Origin of the sequence: Blastococcus saxobsidens (assembly GCF_010682065.1) — a bacterium.
GTDB classification, from domain to species: Bacteria; Actinomycetota; Actinomycetes; order Mycobacteriales; family Geodermatophilaceae; genus Blastococcus; species Blastococcus saxobsidens_B.
Genome location: NZ_JAAGWG010000001.1, coordinates 73,268 through 89,378, shown reverse-complemented (window position 1 = coordinate 89,378; position 16,111 = coordinate 73,268). Strand labels below are relative to the sequence as shown.

Below are 16,111 nucleotides of genomic sequence, written 5' to 3'. Positions count from 1 at the left end.
TCGTGCCGACCGTTGCGCGGCGACAGGCCCGCCGCGTCGCCCGACCCGGTTGTGCCCCGCCTTTTCGCCCGCGGTCCGAGCGGTCAGCCGTCCGCCGGGACGAGCTCCTCCACCAGCGGCCTGACCTGGTCGGCGAGGTACCGGTGCCCGGCGGGCGTCGGGGCCACCCGGCCGGGCTCCGCGCGCGCCGGATCGGCCAGCCATCCGGCCACGAGGGGATCGACGAACCGGACCCCGGCGTCCGCCGCCGCGGCGGCGACGGCGTCCCGGTTGGTCTCGATGTAGCCGGGCGGGTCCGCCGTCGGCCAGGCCGGGCCGATGGCGAGCAGCTCGGCCTCCGGTGCCGCCGCCTGCGCGGCCGCGAACACCGACTCCGCCGCGGCACGGACCTCGGGTGCGGCCTCGATGTCGTCCCGCGAGCCGAAGAACACCACGACGTCGAATTCCGATCCCCCGGCCTCGGCGAGACTCCCGAAGGTCGCGCCACCGGGCGGCGTCTTCAGGTAGCCGGCGCCCGTGGCGGCCTGCACGGTGAGCTCGACCGGCCGGCCGTCCTCCCGGAGGTCGTCGGCCAGCAGCTGCGGCCAGCCGGGCTCGTCCGCCGCCGTCGCCGTGGTCCCGTCCCCGATCACGAGCAGCCGCAGCTCCTCGAGCTCCTCGGCAGGCGCCTCGTCGGCCGCGGCCGGGGCCTCGGCCGCGGCGGGGGCCGTGAAGCCCGGCGGCGGCGGCCGGTTGACCACCAGGTAGGACATCACCGCGATCGCCACGACGCTCAGCGCCATCACGATCCAGGCCCAGCGCGGGGCCGGCGGCAGTCCCCCGAACATGACCGGAAGGTACGCGGATCGCGCTCGACCCGTCGCGGTGACGTGGGGGAGGAGCTCAGACCGGCAGGACCGGCAGGTGCTCCGGAGCGCCGGAGACGCCGGGCAGCCGGTACACCCGCGGATTCTCCCGGTCGCTGGGCCGGTAGGCGTAGGTGACGACCTGGCCGCCGTCCAGGGTCACGCGTGCCGCCGTCCCCGCCGGGTCCAGGCTCGGGAGCACCTCGGCGCCGGCCAGCGCCAGCAGCTGCGGCAGCCGCCCCCGGACGACGACCAGCGAGCCGGCCGGCAGCCGTTCGACGGCCTCGACCATCGCCGTCGTCTCCTCGAGCGTGGCCCGCCGGTCGGCCGCCACCTCCGCCGCCGACGGCACGCCCAGCCCGGGCACGAGGCTGCCGGCCACCGCCGCGGCGACCAGAACGGCCAGCTCCGCCCGGCGCAGCAGCATCCCGGCCAGCAGCCAGACCATCGCGACCGCCGGGATCAGGTAGGCGGCGTCGACGGGCAGCAGCAGGTAGGCGCCCAGCTGCGCGACGATCCCCGCCGCCAGCGCGGTTCGCCAGGCGCGCCGCTCGCCGTCCGGCGCCGGCCGGCCGCCGCGCGCCCACCGGAACGCCGCGGCACCGGCGACCAGCGCCAGGCCCACCGCGCCGGCCACCCCGGCCACCCCGGCCCCGACGTGCTGCACCGTGCGCTCCAGCCGGAAGGGCTCCGGCGCCGCCGACAGCAGGTCCGGCCCGTAGGTCGCCAGCGGGACGGCGAAGAAGGCGAGCACCACCGCGGCGGCCGCGGCACCGGCCACGAGCACCCGGCGGAGCGTCCACCAGGGCAGCAGCGCCGCGACGACCAGCAGCGCCACCGCCGCCACCGCGGAGCTCGGCCGGCACGCCACCGCCAGCCCGAGCAGCGCTCCGGCCGCCACCGGCCGGCGCCGCCGGGCCGCCAGCAGGGCACAGCCCAGCGCGGCCAGCGCCCAGGCGTAGTCCATGAACGCGGTGCTGGTGACCAGGACGACGTGGGTGAGTGCGAGCCCGGCCCCGACCACCGGCCACCAGCGGACCCCGAGATCCCGCGCCAGCGCGGCGATCGCCACCACGGCCACCGCCGTCGCCCCCGTGGTCAGTGCGGCGAACACCTCCCAGGGCACCCCCTGCAACGCCGTCGCCACCAGCTCCAGCGCCGGGTACCCCGGCGGTCGGGACGGGACGTAGGAGCCGGTGTCGGCGGCGATCCGGCCGGCCAGCCACAACCGCCAGGCGTCGGGATCCCGCCCCAGACCCGTGCCCGCCAGGAACGGCAGCCGGGTGAGCAGCACGCCCAGCGCCAGCGCCAGGTAGACCAACCGGTGCCGGCGCCCCGGCGAGCTCTCGGTCGGGCCGCCGGTCAGGCGGCTCCCGGACGTCGGCTCAGGAGGGCGCAAGGCGGCCGGGCCAGGCCGCACCCGTCAGGCGGCGCGGTTCCGGGGCGCGACCCGCGGCGGCCAGCCGCTGCGCCTGCGCCCGGCGCTGGGCGGCCCGCCGCAGCAGCACCTGCGCCTGCGCGGCGTCGTCCGTCCGTCGCGCCCGCTCGGCCAGCACCTCCGCCGTCTCCAGCAGCAGGGCCACCCGCCTGCGGTCGACTCCGCCGCGCTCCCCCTCGGCTCGGGGGACCGGCATCGGATCAGGCTTCCGCGAGACCATGCCCGCATCGTGGCGCTCCCGGCCGCTGCCCGCGACTTCGCGCCGTCCGATCGCCGGAGGAGCGCTCCCTGCGGCCTCCGCACCACGGTGCCGGGGCTACGCCTCGAGCGATCCGGTGGACACCATGCGCGCCGCGATCTCGCTGAGCTTGACGTTCTGCCGCTGGCTGGCCGAGCGGAGCACGTCGAACGCCTGCTCCTGGGGCAGCCGGTGCCGCTCCATGAGGATGCCCATCGCGATCCCGATGTCCAGGCGGGACCGCAGCGCCGCCTCGAGACGTCCGTAGTCGGCACGGGCCGTCGCCAGATCCTCGACGGCCTGCGCCAGCTCGGCCCCGACCGTGGAGACGGACGGCTCGGTCACGTGGCGAGTCTGCCCGGTGCCGCTTACGGCGTAAAGCGCCGGGCCGGAGGTACCCCCCACACACCGACGACAGCGCCCGCTCCCCCCGTGGGAGCGGGTGCTGTCGTCGGAGGGGACGGTCGACCAGGGTCAGCGGTCGGTGCCGTCGCGCTGCACCGCGGTGAAGGTGATCGCCAGGTCGGTGACCTGGCCCTGCAACGCGTTGCCGGCGGACTGGGGGAACACGATGGTGGCCAGCAGGTGGTCCACCCGGCCGGGGGCCAGGCTGGCGGCGCCCTCGAGCACCTCGTCCATGACCACCGGTCCGGTGTAGAAGTCGGTCACCGTGCCACCGCAGCCGTACGCGCCGGGGCCGGTCACCGTCCACGGCGAGGAGCAGGACTGGACGACCATCTGCAGCCCGTTCACGCGGTCGGTGTCGAGCAGGCTGGACCGGCTGGCCGCGGACTCGAAGCTCACCGAGCTCCAGGCGAGCGTGCCGTCGTTCCTGAGGTCGAACGGCGTGGCCAAGGTGTCGCCGGGGACGAGGCCGCCGGGGATCAGCGGCACCGTCGCGTTGTTGGCCGCCCGGCCCAGGCTGACGGACAGGACGCCGGTGTCGACGTCGGCCTCCACGGGCGTGGTGGTGTCGGTGAACGTGCCGAAGGTGCCCATGCCGGCGACGGCGGCGGCGATGCCGAGGACCCCGAGCGAGCCCAGGACCTTCGCGGTGGTACCGCTCTCGGCGGCCTTGCTGCTGCGGATCGACACGGTCGGTGTCCCTTCGGTGCTGTCCGGGGCGGTGGCTCCACCCCTCACACCGACGACGTTCGCCGACGAACCGCAGGCTGCCCTCCGGGGAACCGCAAGAGATCCGCAAGACCGCGGCGGGACGCCGTTCCGCGGTCTCCCCGGGGGCCGGGGAGGTGCCGCGACGGCGCACGTCCCCCGTCCGGGTGACGATCCGGTAACTGCGCTGCAGCAAGCCACCCGCGGACGCCGACAACTCCCAGGTGACCACCGCCCCCGACCTGGGGCAGCCGACGGCTGCGCACCCGGCCGCGCCGCCCCGCCGGCGCACCGGGCTCCTCGCCGCGCTGTCGCTGGGGATCGCGCTGGTCGCCGTCGTCCTCGTCGCGCTGCCCGGCTCCCTCGCGCTCCGGCTGGTCGCCCTCCTCGCGCTGGTCCCGCTCACCGCCGCGATCACCGTGCTCTCCCGCCGCCAGTCCCGGCTCACCACCGACCTCCGCAGCAGCCAGGCGGCGTTCCGCACGCTCGTGAAGAGCAGCGTCGACCCCGTCGTCATCCTCGACCAGCAGCTGCGGATCACCTTCGCCTCGCCCGCCGTCGCCACGCTGCTCGGCCGCGACGCCGACGACGTCGCCGGGCTCTCGCTGCCCGACGCCGTCCACCCCGACGACCGGGCCGGTCTCTTCGGCGCCACCGGCACTCCGCCCGGCGAGAAGGGCGAGTTCGCCGTCCGCACCGTGCGGGTGCGCACCGGCGACGGGCAGTGGCGCCTGGTCCAGGCCACCGTCCGGGACCTGCGCACCGACCCCGACGTCGGCGCGATCGTCCTGTACTGCCGCGACGTCACCTCCCGCGGCCGGGGCACCGACCCCGAGCTGCTCGAGCTCTCCCTCACCGACCCCGTCACCGGGCTGCCCAACCGCACCGCGCTCGTCCGCCGGCTGGCCGCCGTCCAACGCGGGGTCGACACCTCACCCGTCGCCCTGGCCCTGGTGTCGGTCGACGGCCTGACCGGGGCCACCCCGCCCGGCACCGAGTCCACCGTGCTGCGGGTGCTCACCTCGCGGCTCGCCCGCGAGCTGCGCGGCGAGGACTGGCTGGCCCGCGGCAAGGACGGCGACTTCGTCGTCCTCGTCGACGGCACCGTCTCCGACGCCGAGGTCGTCGCCACCCGGCTCGTCGCCACCATCGGCTGGCTGGCCACCCCCGCCGGACCGCTCACCGCGACCGCCGGCGTCACCGGCCTGGCCTCCGACGTCGACCCCGGCGAGGCCCTGCGCCGCGCCGACCTGGCCCTCCACAGCGCCCGCTCCGCCGGCCTCGGCTCGGTGCACCGCTACGACGAGGCCCTGCGCATCGCCCGCGACCGGCGCAGCACGCTGGCCGCCGACCTCGCCGGGGCGCTGGCCCGCGGCGAACTGCGGCTGGCGTTCCAGCCCGTCGTCGACGTCGCGCTGCACCGCACCGTCTCCGTCGAGGCGCTGCTGCGCTGGCGGCACCTCGAGCTCGGCGACGTCTCCCCGCAGGAGTTCGTGCCGCTGGCCGAGGAGTCCCCGCTCATCAGCGAGCTCGGCCGCTGGGTGCTGCGCGAGGCCTGCCGCACCGTCGCCTCCACCACCGACGACGAGCTGTCCGTCGCGGTCAACGTCTCCGCCCGCCAGGTGCGCAGCGGCGAACTCGTCTCCGACGTCGTCGCCGCCCTGGAGGCCGGCGGCCTGCCCGCCTCCCGGCTGATCGTCGAGATCACCGAGTCGATGCTGCTCGACGCGCACGTCGCCGCCGACCTGCAGACCCTGCGCGAGCTCGGCGTCCGCGTCGCCGTCGACGACTTCGGCACCGGCTGGTCGTCGCTGGCCTACCTCGTCGGCATGCCGGTGGACCTGCTCAAGATGGACCAGCACTTCCTCGCCGGCGTCGAGACCGACCTGCAGCGCCAGGCGCTGTGCCGCACCGTCCTCCAGCTGGGCGCCAGCCTCGGCCTGCCGGTCGTCGTCGAGGGCGTCTCCACGCCCGGCCAGCTCGCCCTGCTGCGCGACATGGGCCACCGCTTCGTCCAGGGCTACGCCTTCTCCCGGCCGCTGGAGGCCGAGCAGCTCGCCGCCGGCGCCTGGCGCACGGTCGACGCCGCCGCACTCGACAGCGCCGCCCTCGGCGCTCCGCCCCCGGCGGGAACGCCATGACCTGGCTGCGGGAACTCCCGTCCCAGCTCCGCTGGACCGTCGTCCTCGGCATCGTCGGCCTCGCGCTGACGGTGCCGTTCAGCGCGCCCGACGGCACCGGCATGCAGTGGGACGAGCTCGTCCTCGGCTCGATCGCCACCAGCTGCGCGGTGCTGGTCCTGCGCCGGCTGCGGATCATGGACCGCCGCGCCGCCCGGCCCTGGTGGCCGCCGGCCATCGGCGCCCTCGGCTTCGCCGTCGCCCAGTTCCTCGCCGGCGCCTTCCCGGGCCCGGCGTTCGACGGTTTCGGGGTCGACGACGTCGTCCTGCTGGCCGGCGCCACCTCCCCGCTGATCACCTGCGCGATGCTGGCCCGCACCGTCAGCCGCACCCGGTGGAGCGCGCTCGTCGTCGACGCCGCCATCGTCGTCTCCGCGATCCTGGTGATCACCGAGCTGCTGCGCACCCCGCTGGTCAGCCCGGCCAACGCGCCGGAGGACCTGCGCTCGCTCGTGCTCGTCTACGGCGCCTACGCCGCCGTCATGCTCGGCGGCGTCGGCGCCCTGTGCACCGTCTCCACCGCGGCGATGCGCCGCTCGGCCACCACGCTGATCGCCGGCGTCTCGCTCCAGGCGTGCGCCGCCGGCGCCGAGGCGATGGCCATCGTCGACCCCAGCTGGGGCTGGACGGCGGTCTCGGACTACGCCGTCGCCGCCTCGCTGCTGTGCGCCGGCCTGGCCGCCCACCGTGCGCCGCTCGGCCCGACCGACCGCAGCGCCCGCGCCGCCGCCCCGCAGGTGAGCCCCGCCGGGCTCTCGCTCGTCGTCGCCGCCATCCTCGGCGTGCCGGCGGCCATGGTGTGGGGCGTCCTGCAGGGCGAGCACGTCAGCATGGCCGCCGAGCTCGGCTGCTGCCTGATCTTCGTCCTCATGGCCGTCCGGCTGGTGCTGCGCATCCGCGAGGACGGCCGGGTCACCGAGGACCTCGTGCGCAGCGAGGAGGACTTCCGCGAGCTCATCGAGTCAAGCTCCGACGGCATCGCGATCATGGACGGCGACTTCCGGCTGCTGTTCGCCTCCCCCGCCGCCCGCAGCCTGCTCGGCATCGACGGCGAGCCGTCCGACGGCGTCTCGCTGCTCGACCTGCTCGTGCCCGAGGACCGCGAGCCGGTGCGCACCGCGTCGCTCGCCCAGGCCGCCGGCGACGCCACCCCCCTGCACCTGCGCGTGCCGGGCCAGGGCACCGAGCCCCGCGAGCTGGAGGTCACCTCCTCCGAGCGCCCCGGCGGCACCCGGCGCGTCCTCTACCTGCGCGACGTCACCACCCGGCGCACCCGCGAGCGCGAGCTCGAGCGGATGGCCTACACCGACCACCTCACCGGGCTGCCCAACCGCGCGCTGCTCTTCCGCGAGCTCGGCCGCGTCTCCGCAGACCCCCGCTGCCTGCTCGTCCTCGACCTCGACGGCTTCAAGGCCGTCAACGACGTCGCCGGGCACGAGTCCGGCGACCACCTGCTGGTGGAGGTCGCCCGCCGGCTGCACACCGTCGTGCGGGACGACGACCTGGTCGCCCGCCTCGGCGGCGACGAGTTCGCCGTCGTGCTCAGCGGCTCGGTCGCCGACGGCGAGGACGTCGCCCAGCGGATCGTCGACATCATGGCGATGCCCTTCCGCACCGACGGCACCACGTTCGCCGTCGGTGCCAGCGTCGGCGTCTGCACGCTGGAGTCGATGGGCGGCCAGGCCGCCTTCCGCGCCGCGGACAGCGCGCTGCGGGCCGCCAAGCAGGCCGGCAAGGGCTGCGTGCGGCTGGCCGGCGACGAGGACCTCTCCGGCGTGGAGACCAAGGCGGACTTCCACGACGTCGTCGCCGAGGGCACGTTCGACGTCCGGCTGGACGCCGCCTGCACGCCCGAGGGCCGCATCGAGCTCGTCCACGCCGTCCCCAGCTGGTCCCACCCGCTGCACGACACCGTCAGCGGCGTGGCGCTGTGGGGATTCGCCGACCGCCAGGGCCGCGCCACGGAGCTGCAGCTGTGGCTGCTGCACGCGGCCACCCGGGCGGTCGCCGGGCTCGCCGACGACCGCGTCTGCGTGGCCGTCAGCCTGCCTGCGGGCATGGTCGCCGCCGAGGGGCTGGCCGAGATGGTCGCCGGCGCGCTGACGGCGTCCGGCCTCCCCGCCGGGCGGCTGGTGATCTCCTTCACCGAGGAGACGCTGCTGACGTCCTCGGCGGCGCTCGTCCCCGAGCTCGAGGCCGTCCGGCGCACCGGCGTGCGGCTCCTGCTGGACAACTACGGCATGGGCTACAGCCTGTTCGGCCTGATGGCCCGGGTGCCGCTGGACATGGTGCGCGTGGACCTGCCCGCCCTGGCCACCCGCGACGACACCGAGCGCGCGCTGGTGGTGCTGGCCGCGATCGGCCGCACCACGACCAATCTCGGGCTGGTCTCCGTCGCCGGGGGCATCTCCACCGCCGAGCAGCGCGACGGCGCCGTCGCCGCCGGCCTCCAGCTGCTGCACGGCCGCGCCCTGCCGCACGACCTCACCGTCGAGGACCTGGCCGCGCTGCTCGCCGGCTCCCCCGTCCCCACCCCCTGACCCAGCTTTTCCGCGGAAACTCACCGGAGCTTTTCCGCGGAAACTCACCGGGGCTGTGCGTGGGACGCCTCGGGGACGGCGCCGTGACCATCCGGTGAACAGCCGCACCCCGGTCTGGTGGGTACCGCACCGAAGGTCGACAGTGGACGACGTGAGACCCGACGCCCGTGCCTGGTTCGAGGAGCGCACCACCACCGCGACCTCGCTGGCCGATCTGGACCCCGTGGGCCTGCTGCGCGCCAAGCGCCGCGGCGGCCACCGGGTCAGCGTCGTGCTGCCCGCCCGCAACGAGGAGGCGACCGTCGGCCGGCTGGTCGCCACCGTCCGCGAGCACTGGATGGGCCGGACCCCGCTCGTCGACGAGCTGCTCGTCATCGACTCCGACTCCACCGACGCCACCGCCGCGGTCGCCCGCGCCGCCGGCGCCGACGTCGTCGCCACCACCGACGTGCTCCCCGAGCACGGCACCCGCCGCGGCAAGGGCGAGGCGCTGTGGAAGGCGCTGGCCGCCACCACCGGCGACCTCGTCGTCTTCCTCGACGCCGACCTGCTCGGCGACGTCACCCACTACGTGCCCGGCCTGCTCGCCCCGCTGCTCACCGATCCGCAGGTGCGGTACGTGAAGGGCTGCTACACCCGGCCGCTCGAGGTCGAGGGCACCGTCGTCCCGGCCGGCGGCGGGCGGGTCACCGAGCTGACCGCGCGCCCGCTGCTCAACGCCCTGTGGCCCGAGCTCGCCGGCGTCGTCCAGCCGCTCGGCGGCGAGTACGCCGGGCGCCGCTCCGCGCTGGAGCAGGTGCCGTTCGTCTCCGCCTACGGCGTGGAGGTCGGCCTGCTGGTCGACCTGCTGGCCCTGGGCGGGCTGTCCTCGCTGGCCCAGGTCGACCTCGGCGTCCGCCGGCACACCTCGCAGCCGGTCGAGGCGCTGGGCGAGATGGCCGGCCAGGTGCTGGCCACCGTGCTGGCCCGCGCCGCCTGCACCCGCCAGCCCAGCGGGCTGCTCACCCAGTTCCGGCACGACGGCAGCGGGTTCCTCCCCCGCAGCAGCCCGGTCGCCGTCGACGAGCGACCGCCGCTGATCACCGTGCCGGAGTACCGGGCCCGTCTCGCCGGGTGACCCCTCGGTCGCGCAGCGCGCCGACCCCGGGGATCATCTGCGACGTGCGCGTCGCCCGCCCCGCAGCGTCCCCCTGCCTCCGCCGGTGAGCGGCCCCGAGGTCGTCGCCCACCGCGGCGCCACCGTGGAGGCGCCCGAGCACACCCTGGCCGCCTACCGGCACGCCGCCGACATCGGCGCCGACGCCGTCGAGTGCGACGTCCGGATGACCCGGGACGGCGTGCTCGTGTGCGTGCACGACCGGCGAGTGCACCGCACCTCCAACGGCCGCGGTGTCGTCTCCACGATGCGGCTGGCCGAGATGGAGCAGTTCCAGTTCGGCGCGCGGCGCGGCCGGCGCACCCCGTGGAAGGACGACGAGATCGTCGCCGTCACCGACGAGCCCGACGTCGAGAACGGCCGGGTGCTCACCCTCGAGCGGCTGCTGGAGTACGTCACGTCGACGCCGGGCACCGTCCGGCTGGCCATCGAGACCAAGCACCCCACCCGGCACGCGGCCCGCGTGGAGCAGGAGCTCATCCGCTGCCTGCGCCGCTACGGCCTGCTCGACGGCGACCGGCCCGCCGAGTGGGCCGGCAAGCCCGCGTTCCGGGTGATGAGCTTCTCCCAGCTCGCGGTGCGCCGGGTGCGCGCGCTGGCGCCGGGCGTGCCGACGGTGCAGCTGATCGGCAAGCGGCTCCGGCCGGTGCGCAGCGAGCTGCTGACCGGCTCGATGACCGCCGTCGGGCCGGGGGTGGCCCTGCTGCGGTCCGACCCGTCCTACGTGGCGGAGGCGCACGCCGCGGGCAAGGAGATGCACGTCTGGACGGCGAACACCCCCGCCGACATCGACTTCCTGGTCTCGCTCGGCGTCGACGCGCTGATCACCGACCGCCCCGACGAGGTGCTCCGCCGGCTCGGCCGCGCCCCCGGCGCCTACGGCCGGACCGGCTGAGCTCCTCCGCGGATACCCACCCCTGCTCTTCCGCGGAAAAACAGGGGTGAGTTTCCGCGGAAAAGCAGGGTCAGGCGGTGATGTCGAGGCGGTCCAGGGCGGCGGCGAGGTCCCCCGGGGTGTCGAAGACGTCGAGGGCGCCGGCCTCGCGCAGCTCGTCGTCGCCGAACCCGCCGGAGCGCACCACGATCGCCGGCATCCCCGCGTTCTTCGCCGCCTCGACGTCGAATACCGAGTCGCCGATCATCACGCTCGGCGCGTCCACGGGCTCGCCCAGCTTCTTCAGCGCCACCTGCAGCAGATCCGGCGCCGGCTTGCTCGACTCGACGTCCTCGCTGGTGGTCCACGCCTCGGCCAGGTCCCGCACCCCGAGCAGGTCCAGCGCGTGGTCCACGTGCTTGCCCTTGCCCGAGCTGGCCAGCACGACCCGGTGCCCGCGCTCGCGCAGCGCCTCGATCAGCGCGCGGGCCCCGGGCAGCGGCTCGACCTCGTCGATGACCTTGTCGAACTCCTCGGTCCACCGCTCCCGGGCCTGGTCGCCGATCCGCGCCTCGACGTCGTCCCCTCCGAGCGCGGCCGGCAGCCGGTCGCCGCCCATGCCGATCAGCCGGTGGATCCGCCAGACCGGGAACGTCTCCCCCAGCGACCGGAGCGCCCGGTACCAGGCCAGGGCGTGCTGGTAGTTGGTGTCGACGAGGGTGCCGTCCACGTCCAGGACGGCGATGCGCGGCTCACTCATGCGCCCTGCCCTGCCCACTCCCGGCAGAAAGTGCACCTTCTGCCGGGACACACCCGCTTTTCCGCGGAAAAGCACCGGTGCTTTTCCGCGGAGAAGCACGGTGCTTTTCCGCGGAAAAGCGGGGGTCAGTCGGCGTGGACGAGGAGGCCGCGGACGGTCTCGCCGGCGGCCTGGTCGCGGTAGCCCTGGTTGACCTCGTCCAGGGAGTAGCGGCGGGTGATCAGCCGGTCGAGCTCCAGCCGGCCCTCCTCGTGCATCCGCAGCAGCCGGGGGATGTCGGTGAACGGGTTGCACGAGCCGAACATCGAGCCCTGCACCCGGTGCTCGAACACCGTGGTGATCTGCCCGTTGAGGGTGACCGAGCCGTCCGAGGGCCGGTCGCCCAGCGCGGTCAGCACCAGCGTGCCGCCCTTGCCCAGGCACGCGGCGGCGCCCTTGTAGACCTCGGCCGACATCTTCCCGACGGTGACGACGACGACGTCGGCGCCCGTGCCGCGCGACAGCTCGCGGGCCAGGTCCACCGCCTCGTCGGTCGAGGCCACGGTGCGGGTGGCGCCCAGCGACTCGGCGAACTCGCGCTTCATCGCCACCGGGTCGACGCCGATGACGTGCATCGCGCCGGCGTGCACCGCGCCCTGCACCGCGTTCACGCCGACCCCGCCGAGCCCCACCACGACGACGACGTCGCCCGGCCGGGTGCCGCCGGCGTAGACGGCCGAACCCCAGCCGGTGGGCACGCTGCACGCGGTGAGCGCCGCGGTGTCCAGCGGCAGCCAGGGGTCGATCTTCACGCAGGAGAACTCGCTGAGCAGCGTGTGCCGGGCGAAGGCGCCCACCATGCAGAAGCCGCCCAGCTCCTCGCCGTCGAGCCGGTAGGGGTACTGCCCGCCCGGCAGCAGACCGGTGGCGATCGTGGCGCCCTTGTCGCAGATGTTCGACCGGCCCGAGGCGCAGAACCGGCAGTGCCCGCACGCCGGCAGGAAGCTGGTGACGATGTGGTCGCCCGCGACGACGCCGGTCACGCCCGGGCCCACCGCCTGGACGACGCCGGAGCCCTCGTGTCCGCCGACGATCGGGTACCGGCCGCCGGGGTTGGCGTGCCGCAGGTGCTCGTCGGAGTGGCACAGGCCCGAGTACGCCATCTCGACCAGGACCTCGCCGGGCCCGGGCTCGCGCACCTCGAGCTCGACGATCTCGTACTCGGTCTCCGGCTCGCGCAGCACAGCCGCTCTGGTGAGCACCGGGCGTCCTCCTCGGGGTGGTGGGGGCGGGACCTCCGTCCCGTCCGGACGCGGTCACCGTCCGCCATCGTGCCTGGTGGCCGGGGGCGTCCCGCACGGGCCCGGGCACGGGCTCGGCGGGAAGTACATACCGGGCGGCCAGTCGGGGTGCATTCGGATACTGAACGTGCCTAAGCTTCGACCGTGGGTGATCTCAGCGACCGCCGGGCGATGAAGAAGGCACGGACGCGGGCGCACATCCGGAGCGTGGCCCAGCAGATGTTCGACGCACACGGATTCGACACCGTGACGACCGCCGACATCGCCCGCCGCGCCGATGTCGCCGTCCAGACCGTGTTCAACCACTTCCCCACCAAGGAAGAGCTCTTCTTCGACGGCCGGACGCCGTGGGTGTCCGGACCGGCGGACGCGGTGCGGGACCGGGCCCCCGGCAGCTGCCCGCTGGAGGCCCTGCGGTCGTACCTGGTGGACCAGGTGCCGGGCATGGTCGACGTCCTGGGCGCCGCCGAGCGGCAGGCCTACGCGCGCGCGATCAAGGCCTCCGACACGCTGCAGGTGCGTGAGCGGGAGCTCGTGTTCGAGAGCGAGCGGCAGCTCACCGCCGCCCTGCACGACGCGTGGACCGGCCAGTCGCACACCGACGCGGCCGGCAACCCGCGCGACCCCCACACCGCGGCATCGGTCACCGCGGCGGTGTGGCTTTCGGCGACCCGGGCGCTGATCGTCGAGCACCGCGCCCTGGTGGCCGGCGGCCTGGACACCTGCGCGCTCGCCGACGACCTCAGGGAGCTGGCCGACCGGCTGCTGACCGGTCTGGCCCAGGCCGCGGGACTGCTGGGCGCACCCAGCCGCACCACCGCGCGCGTCGTGCCCGCCCGGAGCCCCCGGCCGGCCGACCGGCTGACCGGCTGACCGGCTGAGCCCGGCTCAGGCGGCGACCGGCTCGCCTTCCTTGCGCAGCAGCGGCGTGAGGACCTCGTCCACCACCAGCTCGACCTGCTCGGGCGTCAGCGGGTCGACCAGCCGGTAGCGCTGCCACCAGAAGGCCTCCAGCATCGCGGTGAGCAGGCGCAGCCGCTCCGGCCGGATGCCCTCGCCGCGCGCCTCGGCCCGCACGCCCAGCTCCTCGACCGCGCGGGTCAGCGGACGCACGAGCGCCTCGTCGAGCCCGGCCCGCAGCTCCTCGTCGTGGCACGCCGCGCCGACCAGGCTGGCCACCGCCCGCTCCTCGCGGTCCAGCGGCTGGGTCCAGCGCTGCAGCAGGCCCAGCAGGTCGGCCCGCAGCGATCCGCCGTCCTCCGGCACCTCGACGAGGTGGAAGCGGCTCACCGCCGCCCGGGCAAGCGCTGCCATGGTGGGCCAGCGGCGGTAGATGCCCGCCTTGCCGGCCCGCGCGCGGGCGGCGATCCGGTCGCTGTTGAGCCTGCCCCAGCCCTCGTCGGCCAGGATGTCGACGGCGACGGTGAGCAACTGTTCCGAGAGTTCCGCACTGAGCGGGCGTCCAGGCGCGCCGCTCACGATGCCGCTCCGACGCGGCTGATCATCTGCACCGGGACATAGTGACCGTTCGGTGGAGTCACCACAACGATCTTCGGCGCACAACTTACCGACGAGTTCGGTTTCGGCCACCGCGAGTTCACGCAGGTCAGCCGCTGGCCGCGCTCTCCACGTGCACCTGCAGGCTCGCGCCGTCGGCGGACAGCCAGCCGCGGGCGCGGGCCCCGGCGATCATCTCGTCCCACCGGCTCGCCCACCCCGGGGCGCTGGACTGCGGCTCGGCGGCAGCCCGCAGCGCGGCGACGTCGATGAACGCCGTCTCCGCGTCCTGCAGCCGGCCCAGCCCCGACCGTTCCAGCGCCTCGGTGGCCTCCTCGTCGGTGACCGCCCCCAGCGCCAGGTGCAGCCGGTTGAGCTCATCGACGTCGACCACCCGTGCCTCGGGCTGCTCCTGCGCGCCCGTCACCACCTCGACGATCACCACGACCTCCTCATGGGGCCTTTATGGCCACTTTGGCCCTCACACATGCCAGGGAAAACGGGTGAAGTCGGGGTCGCGCTTCTCCAGGAAGGCGTCGCGGCCCTCGACCGCCTCCTCGGCCATGTAGGCCAGGCGCGTGGTCTCACCGGCGAACAGCTGCTGGCCGACCAGCCCGTCGTCGATCAGGTTGAACGAGTACTTGAGCATCCGCTGGGCGGTCGGGCTCTTGGCCACGATCTTCTTCCCCCACTCCAGCGCGGTGGCCTCCAGCTCCGCGTGCGGGACGACGCGGTTGACCATGCCCATCGCGTGCGCGTCCTCGGCGGTGTACTCGTCGCCCAGGAAGAAGATCTCCCGGGCGAACTTCTGGCCGACCTGGCGGGCCAGGTACGCCGAGCCGAAGCCGCCGTCGAAGCTGCCGACGTCGGCGTCGGTCTGCTTGAACCGGGCGTGCTCGGCGCTGGCCAGGGTCAGGTCGGCGACGACGTGCAGGCTGTGCCCGCCGCCGGCCGCCCAGCCGGGGACGACGCAGATGACGACCTTGGGCATGAAGCGGATCAACCGCTGCGCCTCCAGGATGTGCAGCCGGCCGCTCGAGCCCTGCGCGTGCTCGTAGCCGTACTTCCCGCGCACCCGCTGGTCGCCGCCGGAGCAGAAGGCCCAGCCGCCGTCCTTGGGGCTCGGGCCGTTGCCGGTGAGGATCACGCAGCCGACGTCGGTGGACAGGCGCGCGTGCTCCAGCGCGGTGATCAGCTCGTCGACGGTCTGCGGCCGGAAGGCGTTGCGCACCTCGGGGCGGTCGAACGCGATCCGCACGACGCCGGCGTCGACCGCGCGGTGGTAGGTGATGTCGGCGAAGTCGAACTCCTCGACCGGGGCCCAGGCGGAGCTGTCGAAGATCTCGGAGACGTCGTCGCGCGCGGTCATGGCTCGAACCTAACCCGCAGGGTCGGCTCGCGGCGCCGGCCGTCTCACTTGCGGCCGAGCAGCCCGCCGGTCACCCCGTCCACCGTGTCGCCGAGCCCGTCGGTGACGGGGTTGGTCAGCGTCGAGAGGGCGACCAGCACGTCGTTGACCAGCTTGCAGGGGCACGGGACGCCGTTGGCGTCCGTGCTCGGGGGCGGCGGGGGCTTCGGCGTCGGCTTGGGCGCGGGGTGCGTGGGCTGCGGCGCGGGGGCCGGGGCGGGCACGGGGGCCGGGGCGGGAGCCGGTGCCGGAGCGGGCCTGGGGGCCGGAGCGGGCGCACCGGCCGCCGTCCCTCCGCCGCCGCCGGAGCCACCGCCGGTCCAGCCGGACCCACCCGAGCCGGCCGCGCCGCTGCCCGAACCGCCGGATCCCGAACCGCCGGAGCCCGAACCGCCGGATCCCGAACCGCCGGAGCCCGAGCCGCCGGAACCGGAGCCGCCGGAGCCCGAACCGCCGGATCCGCTGCCGCCCGCGCCGCCGTTGCCGGCGGCGTCCGATCCGGGACCGCTGTTCCCGGCCGGGTCCACCGGCGTCTCCCCCGGCGCGGGGGTGCGCGCGGCCTCGGTCGTCAGGGCCGCCGCCCCGCCGGAACCATCGGGGACGTCGGGCAGGTCGGGGTCGGCCCCGGTGAACACACCGTCGGAGTCACGGGAGGACGACGAGTCGTCGCTCCCCGCGTCGCCGCCGCCGAGCAGCATGAACGTCAGCGGAACGGCGACCAGCAGCCCGGCGCAGAGCAGGGCCAGCGCGAGGAGCATCCCCTTGCGACGGTCGGGGCGCGC

General features: G+C 75.2%; 16 protein-coding genes. 5 read left to right on the top strand and 11 right to left on the bottom strand.

Annotation, left to right across the window (positions count from 1 at the left end; all coding sequences use genetic code 11):
* Positions 1-83: 83 nt before the first annotated feature.
* The 5 genes from GCU60_RS00420 to GCU60_RS00400 form a co-directional block, all read right to left on the bottom strand.
* Positions 84-827, bottom strand: a complete 744-nt coding sequence (locus GCU60_RS00420; RefSeq protein WP_163201666.1) for a GDSL-type esterase/lipase family protein — start codon at positions 825-827, stop codon at positions 84-86.
* Between the two features lie 55 nt (positions 828-882).
* Positions 883-2,244, bottom strand: coding sequence for a hypothetical protein (locus tag GCU60_RS00415; protein WP_163201665.1), 1,362 nt, complete (start codon positions 2,242-2,244; stop codon positions 883-885).
* Complete coding sequence (locus GCU60_RS00410; protein WP_163201664.1) at positions 2,231-2,479, bottom strand: hypothetical protein; 249 nt, start codon at positions 2,477-2,479, stop codon at positions 2,231-2,233. The genes GCU60_RS00415 and GCU60_RS00410 overlap by 14 nt, the downstream gene beginning before the upstream one ends.
* Positions 2,480-2,599: 120 nt before the next feature.
* Complete coding sequence (locus tag GCU60_RS20835; protein ID WP_163201663.1) at positions 2,600-2,866, bottom strand: ANTAR domain-containing protein; 267 nt, start codon at positions 2,864-2,866, stop codon at positions 2,600-2,602.
* A gap of 129 nt (positions 2,867-2,995) precedes the next feature.
* Positions 2,996-3,616, bottom strand: coding sequence for a TasA family protein (locus GCU60_RS00400; RefSeq protein WP_163201662.1), 621 nt, complete (start codon positions 3,614-3,616; stop codon positions 2,996-2,998).
* A gap of 242 nt (positions 3,617-3,858) precedes the next feature.
* Between GCU60_RS00400 and GCU60_RS00395 the strand changes: the two genes are divergently transcribed.
* The 4 genes from GCU60_RS00395 (at position 3,859) to GCU60_RS00380 (ending at position 10,405) form a co-directional block, all read left to right on the top strand.
* On the top strand, positions 3,859-5,775 hold the full coding sequence (locus GCU60_RS00395) for an EAL domain-containing protein (protein WP_163201661.1): 1,917 nt from the start codon (positions 3,859-3,861) through the stop codon (positions 5,773-5,775).
* Positions 5,772-8,354: a diguanylate cyclase domain-containing protein gene (locus GCU60_RS00390; protein WP_163201660.1), complete on the top strand. Its 2,583-nt coding sequence runs from the start codon at positions 5,772-5,774 to the stop codon at positions 8,352-8,354. Before GCU60_RS00395 ends, GCU60_RS00390 begins: the two co-directional genes overlap by 4 nt.
* A 151-nt stretch (positions 8,355-8,505) precedes the next feature.
* A complete protein-coding gene (locus GCU60_RS00385; RefSeq protein ID WP_163201659.1) occupies positions 8,506-9,471 on the top strand; it encodes a glucosyl-3-phosphoglycerate synthase in 966 nt (321 codons plus the stop codon).
* Between the two features lie 85 nt (positions 9,472-9,556).
* On the top strand, positions 9,557-10,405 hold the full coding sequence (locus GCU60_RS00380) for a glycerophosphodiester phosphodiesterase family protein (protein ID WP_163201658.1): 849 nt from the start codon (positions 9,557-9,559) through the stop codon (positions 10,403-10,405).
* 70 nt (positions 10,406-10,475) lie between these two features.
* Here the strand turns inward: GCU60_RS00380 and GCU60_RS00375 are convergent, their stop codons facing one another.
* On the bottom strand, positions 10,476-11,144 hold the full coding sequence (locus GCU60_RS00375; protein ID WP_163201657.1) for an HAD family hydrolase: 669 nt from the start codon (positions 11,142-11,144) through the stop codon (positions 10,476-10,478).
* Positions 11,145-11,269: 125 nt separating this feature from the next.
* Positions 11,270-12,385: an NDMA-dependent alcohol dehydrogenase gene (locus GCU60_RS00370; protein WP_163201656.1), complete on the bottom strand. Its 1,116-nt coding sequence runs from the start codon at positions 12,383-12,385 to the stop codon at positions 11,270-11,272.
* Between the two features lie 183 nt (positions 12,386-12,568).
* Here GCU60_RS00370 and GCU60_RS00365 point away from each other — a divergent pair, with 183 nt between their 5' ends.
* On the top strand, positions 12,569-13,297 hold the full coding sequence (locus GCU60_RS00365; protein WP_163201655.1) for a TetR family transcriptional regulator: 729 nt from the start codon (positions 12,569-12,571) through the stop codon (positions 13,295-13,297).
* A gap of 15 nt (positions 13,298-13,312) precedes the next feature.
* Here the strand turns inward: GCU60_RS00365 and GCU60_RS00360 are convergent, their stop codons facing one another.
* The 4 genes from GCU60_RS00360 to GCU60_RS19740 form a co-directional block, all read right to left on the bottom strand.
* Complete coding sequence (locus tag GCU60_RS00360; protein ID WP_163201654.1) at positions 13,313-13,903, bottom strand: TetR/AcrR family transcriptional regulator C-terminal ligand-binding domain-containing protein; 591 nt, start codon at positions 13,901-13,903, stop codon at positions 13,313-13,315.
* Between the two features lie 127 nt (positions 13,904-14,030).
* Positions 14,031-14,363: a hypothetical protein gene (locus GCU60_RS00355; RefSeq protein WP_163201653.1), complete on the bottom strand. Its 333-nt coding sequence runs from the start codon at positions 14,361-14,363 to the stop codon at positions 14,031-14,033.
* Between the two features lie 39 nt (positions 14,364-14,402).
* Entirely contained in the window at positions 14,403-15,290 is an 888-nt protein-coding gene (locus GCU60_RS00350; protein ID WP_163201652.1) for a 1,4-dihydroxy-2-naphthoyl-CoA synthase, read from the bottom strand.
* Between the two features lie 44 nt (positions 15,291-15,334).
* Positions 15,335-16,087 carry a hypothetical protein gene (locus GCU60_RS19740; RefSeq protein ID WP_204261150.1) on the bottom strand — a complete coding sequence of 251 codons (753 nt, stop codon included), beginning with the start codon at positions 16,085-16,087 and terminating at the stop codon, positions 15,335-15,337.
* Between the last annotated feature and the right edge of the window lie 24 nt (positions 16,088-16,111).

Bases quoted from the DNA above. Each gene is read 5' to 3' on its own strand.
- GCU60_RS00420 (WP_163201666.1), bottom strand. From the start codon at position 827: ATGTTCGGGGGACTGCCGCCGGCCCCGCGCTGGGCCTGGATCGTGATG.
- GCU60_RS00410 (WP_163201664.1), bottom strand. From the start codon at position 2,479: ATGCCGGTCCCCCGAGCCGAGGGGGAGCGCGGCGGAGTCGACCGCAGG.
- GCU60_RS00390 (WP_163201660.1), top strand. From the start codon at position 5,772: ATGACCTGGCTGCGGGAACTCCCGTCCCAGCTCCGCTGGACCGTCGTC.
- GCU60_RS00375 (WP_163201657.1), bottom strand. From the start codon at position 11,144: ATGAGTGAGCCGCGCATCGCCGTCCTGGACGTGGACGGCACCCTCGTC.
- GCU60_RS00350 (WP_163201652.1), bottom strand. From the start codon at position 15,290: ATGACCGCGCGCGACGACGTCTCCGAGATCTTCGACAGCTCCGCCTGG.
- GCU60_RS19740 (WP_204261150.1), bottom strand. From the start codon at position 16,087: ATGCTCCTCGCGCTGGCCCTGCTCTGCGCCGGGCTGCTGGTCGCCGTT.